This window comes from Pseudobdellovibrionaceae bacterium (assembly GCA_019637875.1).
GTDB lineage: Bacteria > Bdellovibrionota > Bdellovibrionia > Bdellovibrionales > Bdellovibrionaceae > JAHBUW01.
In genome coordinates, this window is record JAHBUW010000002.1 from 226,749 (window position 1) to 244,622 (window position 17,874).

At 56.7% G+C, this 17,874-nt stretch carries 16 protein-coding genes; 7 read left to right on the forward strand and 9 right to left on the reverse strand.

Annotated elements, in window-relative coordinates:
- The first annotated feature begins 3 nt into the window (after nucleotides 1-3).
- From KF767_03805 to KF767_03815, 3 genes are all read left to right on the forward strand, one after another.
- A complete protein-coding gene (locus KF767_03805) occupies nucleotides 4-510 on the forward strand; it encodes a peptidylprolyl isomerase (GenBank protein ID MBX3016990.1) in 507 nt (168 codons plus the stop codon).
- 166 nt (nucleotides 511-676) lie between these two features.
- Nucleotides 677-3,598, forward strand: coding sequence for a hypothetical protein (locus KF767_03810; protein MBX3016991.1), 2,922 nt, complete (start codon nucleotides 677-679; stop codon nucleotides 3,596-3,598).
- 111 nt (nucleotides 3,599-3,709) lie between these two features.
- On the forward strand, nucleotides 3,710-4,516 hold the full coding sequence (locus KF767_03815) for a hypothetical protein (GenBank protein MBX3016992.1): 807 nt from the start codon (nucleotides 3,710-3,712) through the stop codon (nucleotides 4,514-4,516).
- A gap of 89 nt (nucleotides 4,517-4,605) precedes the next feature.
- Here KF767_03815 and KF767_03820 read toward each other — a convergent pair whose 3' ends face one another.
- Complete coding sequence (locus KF767_03820; protein MBX3016993.1) at nucleotides 4,606-5,385, reverse strand: OmpA family protein; 780 nt, start codon at nucleotides 5,383-5,385, stop codon at nucleotides 4,606-4,608.
- Nucleotides 5,369-6,133 carry a flagellar motor protein gene (locus KF767_03825; protein ID MBX3016994.1) on the reverse strand — a complete coding sequence of 255 codons (765 nt, stop codon included), beginning with the start codon at nucleotides 6,131-6,133 and terminating at the stop codon, nucleotides 5,369-5,371. The genes KF767_03820 and KF767_03825 overlap by 17 nt, the downstream gene beginning before the upstream one ends.
- A gap of 74 nt (nucleotides 6,134-6,207) precedes the next feature.
- Here KF767_03825 and KF767_03830 point away from each other — a divergent pair, with 74 nt between their 5' ends.
- Genes KF767_03830 through mtgA form a run of 3 tightly spaced genes read left to right on the forward strand, consistent with a single transcriptional unit; the run spans nucleotide 6,208 to nucleotide 8,776 of the window.
- Nucleotides 6,208-6,825, forward strand: coding sequence for a phosphatase PAP2 family protein (locus KF767_03830; protein ID MBX3016995.1), 618 nt, complete (start codon nucleotides 6,208-6,210; stop codon nucleotides 6,823-6,825).
- On the forward strand, nucleotides 6,807-7,823 hold the full coding sequence (locus KF767_03835; GenBank protein MBX3016996.1) for an SDR family oxidoreductase: 1,017 nt from the start codon (nucleotides 6,807-6,809) through the stop codon (nucleotides 7,821-7,823). The genes KF767_03830 and KF767_03835 overlap by 19 nt, the downstream gene beginning before the upstream one ends.
- Nucleotides 7,820-8,776: a monofunctional biosynthetic peptidoglycan transglycosylase gene (mtgA, locus tag KF767_03840; GenBank protein MBX3016997.1), complete on the forward strand. Its 957-nt coding sequence runs from the start codon at nucleotides 7,820-7,822 to the stop codon at nucleotides 8,774-8,776. Before KF767_03835 ends, mtgA begins: the two co-directional genes overlap by 4 nt.
- Before the next feature lie 61 nt (nucleotides 8,777-8,837).
- Here the strand turns inward: mtgA and KF767_03845 are convergent, their stop codons facing one another.
- Nucleotides 8,838-9,575 (reverse strand): heme-binding protein, encoded by a 738-nt coding sequence (locus tag KF767_03845; GenBank protein MBX3016998.1) that lies wholly within the window; start codon nucleotides 9,573-9,575, stop codon nucleotides 8,838-8,840.
- Between the two features lie 106 nt (nucleotides 9,576-9,681).
- Here KF767_03845 and KF767_03850 point away from each other — a divergent pair, with 106 nt between their 5' ends.
- Nucleotides 9,682-10,119: a MarR family transcriptional regulator gene (locus KF767_03850; GenBank protein MBX3016999.1), complete on the forward strand. Its 438-nt coding sequence runs from the start codon at nucleotides 9,682-9,684 to the stop codon at nucleotides 10,117-10,119.
- Nucleotides 10,120-10,123: 4 nt separating this feature from the next.
- Here the strand turns inward: KF767_03850 and KF767_03855 are convergent, their stop codons facing one another.
- The 6 genes from KF767_03855 to KF767_03880 are packed head-to-tail and all read right to left on the reverse strand — an operon-like array spanning nucleotide 10,124 to nucleotide 17,841.
- Nucleotides 10,124-10,894: an ABC transporter permease gene (locus KF767_03855; GenBank protein MBX3017000.1), complete on the reverse strand. Its 771-nt coding sequence runs from the start codon at nucleotides 10,892-10,894 to the stop codon at nucleotides 10,124-10,126.
- Nucleotides 10,891-11,829 (reverse strand): ABC transporter ATP-binding protein, encoded by a 939-nt coding sequence (locus KF767_03860; protein MBX3017001.1) that lies wholly within the window; start codon nucleotides 11,827-11,829, stop codon nucleotides 10,891-10,893. Before KF767_03860 ends, KF767_03855 begins: the two co-directional genes overlap by 4 nt.
- Nucleotides 11,829-13,649 carry a translational GTPase TypA gene (gene typA, locus KF767_03865; protein MBX3017002.1) on the reverse strand — a complete coding sequence of 607 codons (1,821 nt, stop codon included), beginning with the start codon at nucleotides 13,647-13,649 and terminating at the stop codon, nucleotides 11,829-11,831. Before typA ends, KF767_03860 begins: the two co-directional genes overlap by 1 nt.
- A gap of 56 nt (nucleotides 13,650-13,705) precedes the next feature.
- A complete protein-coding gene (dusB, locus tag KF767_03870; GenBank protein MBX3017003.1) occupies nucleotides 13,706-14,812 on the reverse strand; it encodes a tRNA dihydrouridine synthase DusB in 1,107 nt (368 codons plus the stop codon).
- A gap of 18 nt (nucleotides 14,813-14,830) precedes the next feature.
- The gene (locus KF767_03875; protein MBX3017004.1) at nucleotides 14,831-17,272 is read right to left on the reverse strand and encodes a tail fiber domain-containing protein; all 2,442 of its coding nucleotides are present in this window, start codon (nucleotides 17,270-17,272) and stop codon (nucleotides 14,831-14,833) included.
- Nucleotides 17,269-17,841: a hypothetical protein gene (locus KF767_03880; GenBank protein ID MBX3017005.1), complete on the reverse strand. Its 573-nt coding sequence runs from the start codon at nucleotides 17,839-17,841 to the stop codon at nucleotides 17,269-17,271. The genes KF767_03875 and KF767_03880 overlap by 4 nt, the downstream gene beginning before the upstream one ends.
- Nucleotides 17,842-17,874: the final 33 nt, after the last annotated feature.

Below are 17,874 nucleotides of genomic sequence, written 5' to 3' on the forward strand. Positions count from 1 at the left end.
GACATGATCGCCGTTTTCGAAACCAACAAAGGCACTTTCAAAATTAAACTCTTCGCGGACAAAGCGCCGAAGACCGTCGAAAACTTCGTGGGCCTGGCGGAAGGCACCAAAGAATACAAAGATCCGAAGTCCGGAAAAATGACCAAGGGCAAATACTACGACGGGCTGGTTTTCCACCGCGTGATCCCGAACTTCATGATCCAAGGTGGCGACATCTTGGGTAACGGAACCGGCGGCCCCGGTTATACTTTCGGCGACGAAATCGTTCCCGAGCTGAAGCACAGCAAACCCGGAATCCTCTCCATGGCGAACGCGGGTCCCGGCACCAACGGTAGCCAGTTCTTCGTGACCGTGGCGGCGACGCCCTGGCTCGACGGCAAACACACCGTTTTCGGTGAAGTCACTGAAGGCATGGATATCGTGAACGCGATTTCGATGGCACGCACTCAACCCGGCGACCGCCCCGTTGAGCCCATCGTGATCAACCACCTGAAAATCGAGCGGAAGTAGTCCGCCTCCAGTGGCCTCGGCCACTGTCCAAAGTCTTTACACCTGGCTGCCGAAGCGCAGGTGACATTCAAAGCCCCAGCTTTCTAAATTGCTGAAAGTTGGGGTTTTTTTTATGCCTTGAGCGGCCTCCGCCTTGCTGTTGTCAGGGCTAAGGAGTCACCCGCCCATGCCCCGTACGTTTGCCCCTTATCGGACCCTGCTCGCCGTATTGACCTGCCTGTTAGGTCTGCTGTTGGCATTTCCGGATCTCGCGAGCGCACAGGCCTTATCGACTCTCGGTCGCGGCAACGCCTATTTCGGTCGCGGTGCCGGCGTCTTCTCTTTGGAAAAGCTGCGCGCCGCGGGCGTGACCGAAGTCAAAACCCTGGCTGGCCAAAAGGAAATGACCCTGGTCTTCATGGGCGCAAATGGCAAAGCCCTTCGTCAATTCGTCTGGCAAAGAACCGCGCCCAAAACTTTAGAGGAGTTCCGTCCCTCCAAAGTTCGCCAATGGCTGAAAACCATGAAGTCGAACTCGGGCTCGATCCTGACCTCAAAAGTGCGCCACTTCCCGTTCGAAGCCGCCGCGTTCTTCACCGCCATCGGCGCGATCAATATGTACGACCTGATTTTCCACTATCAACATAACCCGGTCATCATGAAGCAGTTCGGTGAGAGCCAAATGGATCCCGTCACGCACGTGAGTTTCATGGCTTTCATGGCGGCGAATGGGATGACGTCGGAGCCTCTGCAAGAGGTCATGCGTAACCCGCGTCTACATTACTTTCTGCCCTACTTCGGAATGTCCATGGGGATGATGGCCTCGAACATCGTTCACGATGTGTGGGCCTCGAAGATGCTTCGCGCCTGCGCGAAATCAATGTTCAGCAACAATCCCGACGTCGACATGGCCTGCGATCAGGCCTGGGACGATATGAACAAGCACTGGAACGACAAATGGGGACAGTACGCCACGGGCTGGCTGTCCATGATGGGATCCACCGCCATCGGCGGCGCGGTCGACTGGCTGGCGGGAACCGCCGCCCGGCGCGCACTGCAGTTTGCGGGACTCGAACTCGCCTTCAGCTTCGGCACGGGCGGAATGTCCATGGCCGCGCGTTTCGCTTGGACCGTCGTGAAGAACGTGCAGTTCCTGGCGCTCGATTTCTGGCTACGACAACCGATCGAAACGGTTTGGCTCAACGTCTTCGGTAAGGCCTCCGAACTCAATAGTACCGCGATGTGTTTAGGTACGCTTCACCAGATGCACCGGCTACAGACCCACGCAGGAACGCATCCACGCAAAGCCGCATTCGACCTGATGAAATCGAAGTTCTGCGGCGAGGAACTGATCCCCGCGCTGCAAACCTACTCACGCTTGAGCCAAGAGTGGCGCATGGAAAACATGAAGCAGACTCTGGCCGCGCACCAGAACTGGCAGATGTACCTGGCCAACTTCGCCGGTCACTACCGCAGCACGCGTCTTTTCTATCAGCATTTGACCGACCAGATCTGGAAGAAGAACTACGGTTCGAACGGTCAGCCTTCGCCCCTCGATCAGACGAACAACTTCTTCGGCGTTCTGCCCGACGGCGCCACCGAAGTGGACTGGACGCTTTACCTTCAAGACATCCGTCCCTTGGAAGAGGCCCAGCGGAAGCGCATCCAAAAGGTCGCGGCGAAATGGCTACTCTTCAAAAATACGGAAATCTTCAATCAGCTCGTGATCATGGAACAGCGCCGCTACGAACGTTTCATCGGTCGCCTGGCTTCCTCGGAAGTGAGTGAGATCCGCAAAGCGTTGGAAGAACTCAACCTCAGCATGCCTGACCAAGACCCTTCGGCCGTGCGTCCCCCCATTGGATATCTGACCGACTACGGCCCTTCCAGTGAAGAGTATCGCGCCATCATGGAGACGATTGTCAAAGACCTCGGACGCCCCCGTCCCGTCTCGAGTCCCGGTGAAGGTTTCCTGAAAGCGTGGGCCCAATGGCAAGGACGCGATCGCGAGGCCGAAACGAGCGGTGCGATCCAACCTTTCGCGCGTCAACATGGACCGATCACCACCTTGTCTGCACCGGAGTATATGGCCGCGGCCATGACCGCCGGACCCGATATCGAAAAAGACGGACAACTGATCAACCGCTCTCGCTGGGGAGGGATGGCGCAGTTCAATCCGCCCTCGATCCTTTTCGACGGCGAAATCACCTACAGCAACAACCTACCCTTGCGCTCCGACAATCGCGGTTACGAAACCATCTTCTCGAAGCTGGGCCGTCATTCGAAATTCGAGTGTCAGAAACAATCGCGTCACGAATGTATGGCGCCGACCTGGAAATGGCTGAGCAGTGGCTGGGTTCGCCCCAGCGTGATGGATAAAAGCGGGAACCATATGGCGAAATGGTGGGCCGAAAAAGTCGAGCCGCCCTACCTTGACGCTTGGTACGAGTTCGAAACGGAATACGAAACCGTCGTGAAACAATACGCACAACAGCTGCTGGACATCGGCCAACACTGGTCGAACGGAACGGGCTTCGCCAACGCCGGTGTCGCGAGCCTCGAACAGGAGCGGGCAACTTATCTGACTTTCGTGAACGACTATATGATCGCACGCACCGGCAAAGAGCTGACCATCATTGATGCCCCCTACCGCATGCATAACCGCGCGGCCGAAGAGGTCAAAGATCTGCGCCCCGAACTCGACAAGTACATGAAGTCTTGGGACGAAGTGATTTCGTACCTGCCCCGCATGAAAACGGATCTGAATGAACAAATGGACGCCGCGAAAGGCGTGCTTCTCTCGCGCGTGCCGAACGAAAAGCTCGAAGAGGGCGTGAAGAAGATGGACGAAGCACTGGACGAGGTCTTGAAGGGACTGGGGATCGCCGAAGATACCCAAAACCCCCAAGAGCAAGTCGCCCTCGTCACTCTACGCGCGTTGAAAAACACGCACCAAGAGATCTTGGATTACGGACTCGTTCTGAATACCGCAAGCTACTCGGAAAACCACGCCCTGAACGGAAAACCGCAGAAGCAGCGCTGCCTCAACCTGCCCTCTTCGGGAGGTGCGGCGAACTTCCGCGGCCAGAATACGAAGGGGTGCCCTTAATTTGCGGGGTGTCCAAGACTTAAACGGTGGCCCCCACGCGGGAATGAATATCTCGTCACTGGTGAGGGCATAGGAATTGATATTGAAACCAATTAACAGAGGTCTTTAAACATGAAAACGACAGCTTTGTCCTTGTTGCTCATCCTGCCCGTAACCCTTTCCGCACTGACCGTGCATGCGGCCCCCTCGGCCCGTGAGCGCGCCCGTCAAGAGCAGATCGAACGCGAAACGCGCGAAGCCCAAAAGGTCCGTCAGGGCCAGGTTCGTGACCAACGCGCCAGCGGACAACGTGAAGATGCCGATTACTCGGTGACATCGTATCTGTCGCAGATCTCGGGCGGTAAAGTCGACAGCATGCAGCTGGATATGGCTCGCCGGACTCAATATATGGTTGAAGTTCCCAACCGCAGCGGCACTTCGTCGAAGGCCGTCGAAGTGAAAGTCACCGAGCTCGCGGACCAGCTTTCGAAAAATATCACGGCCTTGGAAAAGGTCCGTCTGGAAGTTCTGACTCCCGAGCAACTTTCGCTGCACAACTCGAAAATCGAGTTGGGTAAAGCGACCGTGCAACTGCTGACCCTGGCTTCGAAACGTTATGAAGGTTCGGACGCCGATATGGTTCTGGCCCGCGACGCTTACGCTCGCCAGGTCGAAACCGCGGTGAAGATCGCTTCGAAAGAGTCCATCGCCACGGCGGAAGAAGTCGCCCAACACATGGAATTCGTGACCGCGATGAACCGCGAAAAAGAACTGAACGCGGGACTGACGGACGCGGAAGCGACCATGCTCGGCGTGCGCAAAGCTTACCGCGAAGGTTTCGAGCGTCGCTGCAAAGACGGTTCGTGCAAAGTCCCCTCGGACGCGGTGCTGGAAGCCGGTGCGAAAACTCGCATGAAAGACATGAAAGAGTGCATCTAATTTCACGTCACCGCTTCGCGGTCGACGCTGAATATCTCTCTGTTTGAAAGGCGGCCCCCGGGTCGCCTTTTTCATTTTTGGAATTCGACCTAAAATTCGTCGAAAGGGCTATCACCCGTGACGAAAAGGATTTCAATCCGCCGGTTCTTCGCACGGCTCTCTTCATCCTTATTCGGGGCCAGCGGACGCTGATCGGCGTAAGAGACCGCCGCCAGGCGCGACTCGGGAATCGAATGAACCTTGGCCAGGTAACGTACAACCTGGGTCGCCCGCGCACTGCCCAGCTCCCAGTTGGAGTCAAACTGTCCGCCCGCGGGAATGGCCTGGTCGTCGGTATGCCCTTCCACGAGCATCTTGAACTGATTCCCCTTCATGAGTTGCGCGATCTTATCCAGAACCGGCAAAGCCTCGCGACGGATCTTCGCGGAACCCGTGGGAAACAGCATCGATGCCGCCAGCGACATGCGCACGCCGAAGAGGTCATGACGTAAACTCGTGACGGTCTGCTTTTCAGCGTCCGTGAATTTTCCGCCGATCTCTTTTTCCAACTTCTCTTGATATTCGGCGTTCGAAGCCAAGCGCTCTTGGCTATCGGCGGATGCCCGCGGCGTTTCCAAACCGGCTTGCTGCGCCAAGGTCGGCGCGCCACCGCCAGGTCCGCCCCCCCCGCCACCGGGAGCGCCGCTCGCCGGAAGCTTCAGATTTTCGCGGATCGACTCTTCGAATTTTTTCTCTTTTTCGACGTTCTGTGAGGAGGTGGCGTAAAGCACGACGAAGAACGCGAACAATAGCGTGATGAAGTCGGCATAGCTCACCAACCAGCGTTCATGATTTTCGTGTTCTTCGTGGGCCTTACTTTTTCTTCTCATATGACGAACCCAGGTACGCGCGTAATTTCATTTCAAGAAGCGCGGGGCTCAGGCCCGCCTGGATTCCGAGCGCGCCGGCGATGATCATCTGGCGGCCCTTCATGTCTTGTTGGATTTTGCGTTTAAGCTTGTTGCCGAGGGGCAAGAATAGAAGATTCGCGAAGCCCACGCCGTAAACGGTCGCGACGAAAGCGACCGCGATCCCGCCGCCGAGCTTACTGGTATCGGTCAAATTTCCCATCACGTGGATCAGTCCTAAGACCGCACCGATGATCCCGATCGTCGGCGCGAAGCCGCCAGCGTCGGTCCAAATCCGCGCGCCCGCCAGCAGATGTTCTTCCTCGACATCGAGCTGCTGATGGAGCGTATCTTCCAAAAGCTTCGGCTCCATCCCATCGAGCACCGAGCGCAGCGCCGTTTGCATGAATTCATTGGAAAGATTTGGAATTTTCGCCTCAAGCGCCAGCAGACTTTCTTTTTTCGCCAGGCGCGCGCACTCCATCAGCGAACGTAAGATACTTTCGTTCTCGCGTTCGGAGTCCTCCTGGAAAGCCTTGCCCACCATACGAAATCCGAGCTTCAGATCGTCGCGTCGCGAAGACACCAGAACCGCGCCCGCGGTTCCCGTCAGCACGATCACGAAGGCCGCGCCCTGAACAAGCGAGCCCATATGCCCGCCCTCGGCCATGTTTCCCAATAAAATCCCGCCGATGCCGACGATGATTCCGAAGACTGTCGTCAAATCCATGCTGAAATGTTGCCATGGAAAATCACGTTTGAGACCTCGACTTTCCTCGTGATTGTGAATAATCTTGGGCCCTTATGCTCGAGACCCTTCTGCAGTGGGATGCCGAATTGTTCTTATGGTTGCACCATAACGTGGTGGCCGGCTGGGCGGATGTGTTCTTTCCGTTCATCACCAATCTGAACAAAACCTGGGGCTTCAAGTTCGTCGCGGTCCCGCTGATCGTCGCGTCCAGTCTGTACTTCTTCCGGCGCTGGGGCATCTTCTTCCTGCTTTGCATGATCATCTCGGTCGCGATGTCGGACATGGTCGGATCGCAAATTATGAAGCCCGCCTTCGATCGCCCCCGGCCCAATGTCGCCGGACTGGACGTCAACCTGAAGTCCCACCACTACGGCGGCAAAAGTTTTCCCTCGAATCATTCGGCGAATATGTTCGCGCTCGCGACCTTTCTCTCTTTGATCTTCAGGTTCGCTCCCCGTGGGGCCTGGGCCTGCGCCGGGTTTTTCACGTTCGCCGGCCTTGTGGCCTACAGTCGTATCTACGTCGGCGTTCACTATCCGCTGGATATCACCGCGGGCGCCGCGCTCGGCATCGCTTGCGGTTTCACGGGCTACTGGTTTTTGAAAACGATCACGCTTCGGTACGGCGAGCGAATGCAATTGAGGGCGCCACTATGGCTCAAATTCTCGTAACGGGCGGAAGCGGTTTCTTGGGTGCGTGGGTGATCCGTCGCCTCCTGAATGATGGGCATCAAGTTCGCGTGCTGGTCCGTCCCACCAGCGACCGCAGTGAACTCGCCGGTTTGGACTGTGAATACGTCTATGGTGACGTCACCGATCTGAACTCGCTGCGCGCCGCCTGCGAAGGGCAGAACGCCGTATTTCACTTGGCGGGATTGATCGCCTACAAACGCAGCCAACGGGCCGCGATGGAAAAAATCAACGTCGACGGCACCGCGAACGTCATCACCGCGGTCGAAGAAAAAGGCGTGCAACGACTGGTGCACCTCAGCTCGGTCGTCGCCGTTGGCGCGGGCTATACACCCGAACAGGTTTTGAATGAAGACTCCCCCTACAATGTCGCGCAACTTGATATGGGTTACTTCGAGACCAAACGTAAAGCCGAAGAACTCGTTCGCGAAGCGGTCAAACGCGGGCGCATCGATGCCGTCATGCTGAATCCCTCGACGATCTATGGTCCCGGCGACGCCCGCAAAGGCAGCCGCAAGAATCAGCTGAAAGTCGCGCAAGGGAAGATGAAGTTCTATACTTCGGGTGGCGTGAACGTGGTCCACGTAGAAAACTGCGTGGACGGAATCGTTCGCGGTTGGCTGAACGGTCGTTCGGGCGAACGCTACATCCTGTGCGGCCAGAATATGACCATCAAACAGCTTTTCGAAATCATCGCCGAGTGTGCGGGCGTCCCTGCGCCGAAGCTGCGCCTTCCCGATTGGTTACTGCATGTCGTGGGTTTCACCGGCGACACCTTGACCGCCATGGGATACCCCATCGGCGTCAGTCGCGAAAATGCATACACCGCGACGATGTACCACTATTTCGACAGCGCGAAAGCGCAGCGCGAGCTCGGCTTCGTGCCGGGCGATTCCCGCCGGGCCATCGAAGACAGCGTGCGCTGGAGTCGCGAACACGGACTCCTGGGCCGAATGCCGAACCTTGGGGCGAAAGCGTGACCGAGTCCAAGCCCCGCCTCTTTTGGCTGCGCCAGATGCTGAAGGGCCTTTTTCTATTCTTGGCCTTTTTGGCGACGTTCTTCCTGTTCCTCGCCGTCATTGTCATGAGCCAAATTCCCTCGCGCGAGGCCATTCGTGGCTGCATGACCACCGTCCTGTTCGAGGTCGAACTCTGTCCCGGCGGCAAAGATTATGTACCACTCAAAAAAATCTCGAAACACCTGCAACAGGCCGTGATCGTCACGGAGGATTCCGCCTTCTACGACCACCGTGGTTTCGACTTCATGGAGATCCAACGCAGCTTCGAAAAGAATCTCGAGCAGGGCCGCTTCGCCCGCGGCGGATCGACGATCTCGCAACAGCTGGCGAAAAATCTTTTTCTGTCCTCCGAAAAATCTCTCCAACGGAAGATGATGGAAGCGGTCATCACCGTGCAGCTCGAGAAGCACCTCTCGAAAAACGAGATTCTGGAGCGCTACCTGAACGTCGTTCAATTCGGACCCAAGATTTACGGCGTAAAAGAGGCCGCGCAGTTTTATTTCAAAAAATCTCCCGCCGATCTCGACCTGATCGAGTCCGCGTGGCTCGCCTTCCTGCTCCCCAGCCCGGATAAGTACTCGGTGTCATTTTTCAAGAAACAACTCACGCCCTTCGCGCGCAAACGCCTGCGCCAGATCGTGACCAATATGTACCGCTTCCACCGTGCGACCGAAGATCAGTACCGTTTGGCACTGGGACGTTTGGATCACTTCTTGGTGGGCGGAGCCGCCGTCGATATTCCCGACGGTCTGGATCTCGACGCGCCCGAGGATGACGGCGGTCTTGACTTCTTACCCGAGGACGAACTGCAGCCCATCCCGGGCGAGATGGCCCCGCCGCCCGAAATCGAAGTCCCTGATCCCCAGGCGACACCGCCCGAAAGCGACTTCGAATCCGAAGATCTCACTCTTTAAAAATGAAAAGGCCGGCGTTCCCACCGGCCACGAAACCGCAAAACGGACCTCGGTCTCTCGATTACTTTTTCAGCGAACGCGAAGCGGGCAATGTCGACGCGAGTTCGACCTCTTTACCGCCGCAAGCGGGATGACCGAAGCCGGCGGCGCTTTTTCCGTCTTTGATGTCATAGATGATGTTGTCGTTCATCTGCGGGCTCACACCGGCCGGAACGTAGTCCAACTCCAGCGTATTGCGCAGGCGCCAAGCAATGGCGTGGTCCGCACACGAGGTGTCACCACTAACGCCCAGGGCACCGACGATTTCACCTTTCGCATTGTAAAGGGCCAAACCCCCGCCGAAGACATTCACGCCGCCGACTTTTTCGCCGACCATGGGGTCTTTATTCGAACCATAGCGAGCCGCATCGCCTTTGTAAGCGACTTGAGTGTTCACGGGATTCGACTCCTGCAGTCCGAAGAGGCTACCGCCGGGCTGAACCGCCGAATACAGATTCGCGGTGGAAAGCGACAGACCCTTCAAGCTGAACGCGTTTGCCGTATTGGCTTTCTGCGCTGAAATCACGCGGCTACCCAGCCATTGCGAGTCGACCTTTTCACCGGTGTAAGCGATCATGCACACGTTCCCTTGGCGGTCCACCAACGTGCCCCACATCTCCAGATTCAAGCCACCGTTGTCCGCTTGGCGGGCCGAGACCAGCGCCTTTTTGAAAGAGTCGTAAGAAGGCAAGCCTTCACATTTCGCGTGGGCCGCGCCCGCCGCTAAAACCGATACCATCAGGGCGACAAGTTGTTTCATTTTAAAATTCTCCTGTTTCATTTCGGCTCCGGAGAGATTTCCGGGTTGCCTTTATTTTTATAAGCATGCTTATATAGTATCAGCATGCTTATAGAAAGAGGGTCCCGTGCGTTTTGAAGAAACAACAGGCCTCAGCGACATTCTGAAGAAAACCGAACTGGCGATGCGCTTTTGCATCGATCTGGGATTGGCGCCGTTGAAGATGACCTTCAGCCAATATCAAGTCCTGTCCTGTCTTGAGGTTTCGAAGAATCTGACCAATGCCGACCTGGCCCGCAAGTCGCAGGTCACCCCCCAGACGATGATCCGCATTCTACAGAACCTGGAACGGGATGGATTCATCCGCAAATGCGCCCCGACCGAAAACAAACTCAAAATCGAAATGGAACTGACCCCGCGCGGTCTGAAAGCCATCTGCGACGCACATATCGTTGTGAACGAAATCGAACTGAAAGCCCTCAAAGGGCTCGGGAAAAAAGAAAGGGCCGCTTTTCAAGCGACCCTCGAACACTGCTTGGGAAATCTGCTCAAAGGTAAGGGCTAAGCCCCTACTGCTGCAGCCGACGGGTCATGCGGCGAATCGACACCCGGGTCAAAACCACGGCCAGGATCACCAAAATTCCGGCATGTGCGACCATCATCACATTCCATTGATCCAGCGCCATGCCCCGCACCAGCGTCGTGACGTGAGTGAGCGGCAGCAAATAGCTGAGCATCCGAAACGCCGGATGAAGTTCATCCACCGGGAAGTAGGTGCCCGCGAACAACGACATGGGCACGATCAGACCCGAAGTCGGGTAGATGATCTGATCGTAGTTCCGCACCAAAGAGGTCACGATCATTCCCACGCACGAAAAAATCCAGGCGTTCAAGAACAGGACCGGCAAAGACGCCACGGCCCCCAACGACTGCCCCAGTCCGAAAAACTGACCGACCAGCAAAATCGCGAGCGCGCTCAGAATCCCTTTCGAAGCCCCCCAGAATAGATCGCCCACGATCAATTCCGGAATCGTGACGGGCGACAACATCTGCGCCGAATAGACTTTCGAGTAGGACAGCTTCGAGAAGTTACCGTAGGTTCCCTCGAAGAACGCGACCATCATGGTGCTCGAACACAGTAGACCCGGAAAAAAGAACTCGGCATACGAAACGCCGCCCATGGTTTTCACGTAAGCGCCCAAACCGAACCCCAAAGCCGCCAGCATGAAAACGGGTTCCAAGATCACCCAGAACACCGATACCAGCCAGGTACGCTTGAAGATGATGTAGTTGCGGTACCAGACCCGCATCGCCTGAATGAAGATCAGCTGATTTTTCACTGATCCCCCTCGGCCGCGTTCGAAAGGTCGTGTCCGGCCAGGCTCAAGAAGACGTCGCTTAAGTTCGTCTTACGAAGCGCGATCCGACGCGATTTGATCTGCCCAATCAACTCACGCGCACCCGACTCGTTGTTGAAAGGAACGTAAACCTGATCCCCGACGACGAAGTAGCGCAGCTTCTTCTCTTTCAGGCGATTCAAGAAATAGCCGATCTCGCTGGAAGCCGCTTCGAATTCCACCATCTCGGTGCCCAGGTGTTTTTCGATCAGTTCGCGCGGCGAGCCCACCGCCAGAATCTGCCCACGGTTCACGAAAGCCAGGCGATCGCAAAGCGATTCGGCCTCTTCCATATAATGCGTGGTCAAGATCAAGGTCTTCTTCTGCTCTTTGATTTTCTGCAGGAAGCTCCACATCCAGATGCGCACCTGCGGATCCAGACCCACGGTGGGCTCATCCAGAATCAAGAGTTCGGGATGGTTCATCAGACTGCGCGCGATGGCGAGACGGCGGCGAAAACCCCCGCTCAGATTTTCGACGCGCTCGTCGAGTTTTTCGTCGAGCCTCATCATCTTCAGCAAATCGAGCGCGCGACCATGTGCGGTCTTCCCGTCGATGCCGAAGTATTTCGAAAAGATCAGAAGGTTTTCAAGGACGGTCAGTTCCGCATCCAGGCCCTCGTCTTGGGGAACGACGCCGATGCGCGAACGGATCTCGCGACCCGCATCGCGAACGTTCATGCCGAGCACGAACAGTTCGCCGCTGGTGGGCTGGATATGCCCATAGATCATCTTGAGGGTTGTCGACTTGCCGGCCCCATTGGGGCCCAGCAATCCGAAACATTCCCCCGGTTGAACTTCAAAGCTGACTCCGTTCAGCGCTTTGAAGTCCCCGAAACTCTTCACGAGGCTTCTTGCCTCCAGAGCCAGACCGCTCATTACTCGGCCGTCGCCTTTTTGCGACGTTTATGCGGATCGAGTTCACGGCAACGAATACGGATGTTGTTCGGCGTGACCTCGATGAGTTCGTCATCCGAAACCCACTCGATCGCCTGCTCCAGCGTCATCGGCTTCACGGGAACCAACGTCAACTTCTCGTCCGCGCCCGAAGCACGAACGTTCGTCAGTTTTTTCTCGCGAACGATGTTCACTTCGAGATCGTTTTCTTTCGCGTGCTCACCGACGACCATACCTTGGTAGGTCTCGACACCGGGAAGGACCAACATCTTACCGCGCTCTTGCAAGTTGAAGATCGCGTAGGTCGTGGTCACACCTTGACGATCCGAGATCATCGAGCCGTTGTTGCGGGCGACGATTTCACCGCGGAAATCATCCCAACCGTGGAACTGGGTATTCAGCAGACCCGTACCGCGAGTGTCGGTCATGAATTCCGAACGGTAACCGATCAAACCGCGCGAAGGGATCAGGAACTCCAGACGCGTACGTCCCGAACCTTTCGACATCATGTTCTGCATAACGCCCTTACGGATACCGAGCTTCTCGGTCACGACGCCGACATAGGCATCCGCCACGTCGATGATCGCCATTTCGAAGGGCTCTTTCTTCACACCATTTTCGGTCTTGAAGATGACCTGGGGTTTCGAAGCGCAAAGCTCGAAACCTTCACGACGCATTTGTTCGATCAAGACACCCAGCTGAAGCTCACCACGGCCGATGACCTTGAAGGCTTCGTTCGAATCCGTGCGCTCCATACGGATCGCGACGTTCGACAGCAGCTCGCGCTCCAGACGGTCCAAGATTTGGCGCGAAGTGACCTTCTTGCCTTCACGACCCGCAAAGGGTCCATCGTTGACCGAGAAGATCATGGCAACGGTGGGCTCTTCGACGCGGATCCGCGGCAAAGGCATGGGCTTTTCGATCGAGGTCAAAGTATCACCGATCTGGAAGTCTTCCATGCCCGCGACGATCGCGATATCCCCGGCACCGATCTCTTGGACCTGCACGGGAGCCGCAACCTTGTACTGGAACAAAGCCGAAACTTTGAATTTCTTGTTTCCATCTTCTTGAGCGCAAATCAGCTCATCGCCGACTTTCACTTTACCGGCGCGAACGCGGCCCACGGCCAGACGGCCGACAAAGCTCGAATACGAAAGGTTCGACACCATGATCTGCAGCGAGTCGATGTCATTGATTTGCGGCGGGGGGACTTCGTTGATGATTTTTTCGTAAAGAACTTCCAGCGAGTTGGTCCGCACGTTCGGATCCAAAGTCGCCATCCCCTCACGCGCGATCGCGTAGACGGGTTGGAAATCCAGTACCGTGTCCGGAGCATCCAGATCGATCATCAGATCGAAGACTTCGTTCAAAACTTCCTGATGGCGGGCATCCGAACGATCGATCTTGTTGATGCAGACGATGACTTTCAGTTTTTGTTCCAAAGCCTTACGCAGCACGAAGCGCGTTTGCGGGAGCGGTCCTTCCGAAGCGTCGCAAAGCAGGATGGCGCCGTCGACCATGTTCAAGACGCGCTCGACCTCACCACCGAAGTCACTGTGCCCGGGGGTGTCGACGATATTGATCTTGTAGTCTTTGTAGATGAAGGAGGCGTTCTTCGCGGCGATGGTGATTCCGCGCTCGCGTTCAAGGTCCATGGAGTCCATCAGGCGTTCTTCGACCTGTTCGTTTTCGCGGAAAGTTCCCGCTTGTTTGATCAGGTGGTCGACGAGGGTCGTTTTACCGTGGTCGACGTGCGCGATAATGGCGATGTTACGAATTTTCTGGGGATCAACAATAGACATACAGTTTCGGACTCACTTTCTGAAAACGGAATTCCAATTTAAAAAACTCAAAATTTTTAACCATGCCCGCCCATCAAGAACCCCTCGTTATCGGGGTTGACCTGATCGTCGATGGTCAATGATGCGAAAAAGGAGAGGGCCATATCAAGAAGCTGCGCCGTCGATGTGGCTTGAAAAACCTGTTTCCGAAATTGAGCGGCCCCAGGATAACCTGTCGCGAACCATGCGGCAAATTTCTTAAGCTGAATCTGAAGGATTCTTTCCGGACAGTGCGCGGCGAAACAGTCGTGGAGCTCCTGGAATAGCTTTGCATAGTTCCGGGGCACCGGAATTCCATGACCACTCCGGGGCATCTTGACACTCTCATGACCTGAAAGCTGCGTCAGGGCGTCCTGAAAGATATAGGGGTTCTTTAAAGCCCCCCGTCCAATCATCACCCCGTCACACCCGCTTTCGGTCAGGCGTTTCACGGCTTGTCCCGAGGTCACGATGTCGCCATTCCCGATGATCGGTAGTTTCGCCCCGGCCTTGACCTCACGGATGAAATCCCAGTCGGCAAAGCCCGTATAGCCTTGGGCACGAGTGCGACCGTGGATCGCCATCCAGGTTATGCCTTCGTTCGCGGCGATGTGGGCGATTTCCAGGGCGTTGCGCATATTTGCGTCCCAGCCGGTGCGAACCTTGATGGTCACCGGAATAGAAACGGCGGCCACGACCTGACGGAGCATTTCCGCCATCAAGAGCGGCTCTTTCATCATCGCCGAGCCGGCTCCCTTTTTGACGACCTTGGGGACGGGACAGCCAAAATTGAGGTCGACGAAGTCCGCCCCCCGCTCTTCAACGATCTTCGCGGCGGCCGCAACCTGTGCGGGCTCTTCGCCGAAAAGCTGAATCCCGATAGGGTGTTGAGTCTCGTCGAAGCTCATCAAATCGAAGGTCTTTTGCGACTCGTACTGAATCCCCGCCGCCGAGACGAGCTCCGTGATCACGACGCTGGAGCCCCGGGCCTTCATGAAGCTGCGAAAGCCGTGGTCCGTAATTCCCGCCATGGGGGCCAAAATGAAGGGGTTCGCACGCAGCGCCGCGAGAATATCCGCACGCGGAGCGCGACCCGAGTTCGCATGTGGAATGGGTTGGGGACTTTGGGATTCCGCGTAGGCCATGAAGGCCCAAGGATTGCCTTAGCGGGCGAGTCTTTTCAAGGTCTCTTTCAGCTCATCCACGTCACGACGGAGCTGTTGATTGTCATCTTCCAAACGACGCACTTTATCCGTCATGGCGTCCAGCTGGGCCCGGTCCGCCCGACGTTCCCCCTCCAGACGTGAGAATTTTTCAGCCCACTCACGCTGCAAACGCTCAGTTTGCGATTTCGCCATCTGACAGAGCCCATAGAGCTCTTTCGTCGACTCTACGAGGGGGGCCACGACGTTCGCATACTTCACGCCTTTGGTGCCATCCTCCGACGTCACAACCAGGTCGGGATCCACCGCCTCCACCTCTTGGGCGATGAATCCGATGTCCTCGCGACCATCGGTCTTCCAGGTGAAACGGTGACCTTGAAGTTTTAGAATCAAAGCCAGGCCTTCAACGCCGCGCACGTTTTTCTTCAAACGGCCGTCCGACGTGGTGACCAACGTCTGGCCGCGGACGCTGCCCGAAGCCAGGATGTTGCCGTCAACTTCAAGCCGTTCGCTGGGCGCCGCCTTGTTGATGCCCACAAATCCCGTACTCAGAACCGAAATTCGCGCATGTCCCGACGTCACCAACGACACATCCTGGGCGTCGTTCGAGCCGATCGTCATCGACGAACCCGTCGAGTTCCCCGTCGCACGCACGACCGCTTGCTCCAAAAGGCCCGAATCAATCCGCGCGGCACCGTTCAGCTCGACCAGATTTCCCGCGGCCACGCCGAAATTTTTCCCCGCGGCCGTTCCGCGATCCAAAATTTGCGCCAAAAGAATGGAGATGTTCGAACACACGAATGCCCCCGAACCCGCGTCCCAAGTCAGAACTTGCGAAGCCGAGCAGCCCCCGGTCGGGATCTGCTGCACGCCACTCGCGGAATTACGGATTTGCGTGTAGTCGAAATACGAAGGAACCCATTCCGTCAGGTTGAATTTCGGGACCATCCCCGTCGAAGGTGCGCCCGCGTTGAACGAGTAGCCGCGGATTTTCGTAACCGTCGGCGCGGGATAGTCGCCCGCCAGATCACCCGTCGCCGTGCCCGTCGGCGCGCGACTGTTCGTCAATCGTGCATCGTTCGACGCCAAGGCGCGGGCCCCGTTCGACTCGTTATTCGCCGCGAGCTGCACCACGCCGACCGAGCTGCTCGTCGCGTTCGCGATAGAAATGCCGACCTCGTGAGAGGCCGTGTTCACCGAAACGGGAAACACTCCCGTCACCGCCACCAAAGAGGAAACGGGACGTATCACGCCGGTGCCTGCTTGATACTTGAGAATATCGTTCGTGTTGTCGAACCACAGCGCGCCGACGTACGCGTTGGTCAAGGTCGATGGGTTCCCCGCGCTGCGACCGACACTGATGAATTTGTCGTTCGCCATCACGATGTGACCAGAGTTCGCGAGTGAAAAATCCGCCATATCGATGGCGCCGCTCATCGTCCCACCGGTTAACGAAAGCTTTTTCGTCGCTTCCGTATCGACGTAGTTTTTCGTCGCGGCGGCCCCCGTCGCGCCGGGTTCGCCCAGATTCGTGATCTGTTGACCACCCATATTCAAAGCTCCGCTGATCGTACCACCGGTCAGCGGTAACGTGGAACCGATCCGGGTATCGACATACAATTTGGTCGCGGCATCCCCCGTCGCCGCCGGCGCTCCCAGGTTCACGATCCGCTGCGCGCCCATTTCGATCGCGCCGGACATCGTGCCACCGCTCCGTAAAAGAGCGGTCGCGATGAGCGAGTCCGCGTAGTTGCGGTTGACGGCGTCGGTTCCGGCGATGGGGTTGGCAACGTTCGTCAGGCCGCCGCCCCCCAGATCCAGGGCGCCGCCGCTCGCATAATTTGAAAGTTTGCCGAAGTTAGTTCCTTGGAAGAAATTCGCGAAGTTCGTTTGGTTCGCGGCGCCGTCCACTTGGATGAAATTGGTGATCGGTTTGCCCGCAAGCTTCTGCGCGTTCACCGCTTCGACGGTGGGACGCATGGTTTGCGCGTCGATTTCGTCCCAGCCATCCGCATTGTCCATTTTGAAATAAACCAGAATTTGAATCACCGGATAACTACCGGCCGCGATGGTCTGTCCCGTCGCCACTCCCGACTCATCGAAACAGGTGCGCGGCTGACTTCCATCAAAGACGCGCTCCAAACCACCCGGCTGATTGAAGCGCGGCTGGGCATCATCCAGCACGACGGAGAAAACGCCGTCCGCATCGGTTTGCGTGTTATTGATATGGGTTTCCGATCCCATACTGCCTTGACGATATTGGTACAGATAACATGCAGCCGGCCCGACGTTCACCGCGGTCTTGATATCGAAACGGACGAAAATGTTTACGTTCGTCGCGGGATCACCGTCGGTTTCCAGCAAACGCCCATTGTACGTCAACTCCAGCGCGTGCGCGGGAAGGACGAAGAGCAGAAGAAGGAAGGTGATGAGCGGTCTCATTCCTCGACTCTTCCTTTGAACTTGAATGTTCCCGCCGCGTTCCCTTTGCGGGGCTCGGCTTCGTATTGCAAGGAGGACACTTTGAAGCCGGTCGTTCCCACCGGATGAAGTGATCGCGCGATTTCGGCTCCGCCGGACCAAGCGCTGAGTGAGCGAAAGCCCGAACCAAGTTTACCGATCGTGATATTCAAAGCCGGCGTACGACCGAAAGGTCCCGAACCACGCAGCTGAAGCGTGCGACGATCCCCCGCGTGCATCGATTGCAGCTCGGTCCAACGGGCCCCCAAATCGGTGACGGCGAAAGTGAACTTGCACTCGGCTTGGCAGTCGTCACTTCGATCGATAGAGTCCGCGGGAAGCAGCAGAGATTTCCAAGTCTGTCCTCCGTCTAAACTCACTTCCAACGTGTCGATCGACCGCGGGAGCGTCCCGCTCAAAGGCATCGCGATGCGCCCGATGTTTTTGGCCTCAAAATGAGTAAGGTCGAGCTGAATGGCCGCAAGGTCTTCGGTCGCTTTGATCGAAAGGTCGCCCGAATCGCAACCCACGACAAAGGAAGCAAACGTCACAATTGTGAGGTTTTTAAAAAGACTTAACGTCAT

Coding starts and splice junctions, on each gene's coding strand:
- typA (MBX3017002.1), bottom strand. CDS start 13,649: ATGTCTATTGTTGATCCCCAGAAAATTCGTAACATCGCCATTATCGCG.
- KF767_03845 (MBX3016998.1), bottom strand. CDS start 9,575: ATGAAACAACTTGTCGCCCTGATGGTATCGGTTTTAGCGGCGGGCGCG.
- KF767_03830 (MBX3016995.1), top strand. CDS start 6,208: ATGCTCGAGACCCTTCTGCAGTGGGATGCCGAATTGTTCTTATGGTTG.
- KF767_03875 (MBX3017004.1), bottom strand. CDS start 17,272: ATGAGACCGCTCATCACCTTCCTTCTTCTGCTCTTCGTCCTTCCCGCG.
- KF767_03810 (MBX3016991.1), top strand. CDS start 677: ATGCCCCGTACGTTTGCCCCTTATCGGACCCTGCTCGCCGTATTGACC.
- KF767_03860 (MBX3017001.1), bottom strand. CDS start 11,829: ATGAGCGGTCTGGCTCTGGAGGCAAGAAGCCTCGTGAAGAGTTTCGGG.
- KF767_03805 (MBX3016990.1), top strand. CDS start 4: ATGATCGCCGTTTTCGAAACCAACAAAGGCACTTTCAAAATTAAACTC.
- KF767_03835 (MBX3016996.1), top strand. CDS start 6,807: ATGGCTCAAATTCTCGTAACGGGCGGAAGCGGTTTCTTGGGTGCGTGG.
- KF767_03820 (MBX3016993.1), bottom strand. CDS start 5,385: ATGAGAAGAAAAAGTAAGGCCCACGAAGAACACGAAAATCATGAACGC.
- dusB (MBX3017003.1), bottom strand. CDS start 14,812: ATGGCCTACGCGGAATCCCAAAGTCCCCAACCCATTCCACATGCGAAC.
- KF767_03815 (MBX3016992.1), top strand. CDS start 3,710: ATGAAAACGACAGCTTTGTCCTTGTTGCTCATCCTGCCCGTAACCCTT.
- KF767_03825 (MBX3016994.1), bottom strand. CDS start 6,133: ATGGATTTGACGACAGTCTTCGGAATCATCGTCGGCATCGGCGGGATT.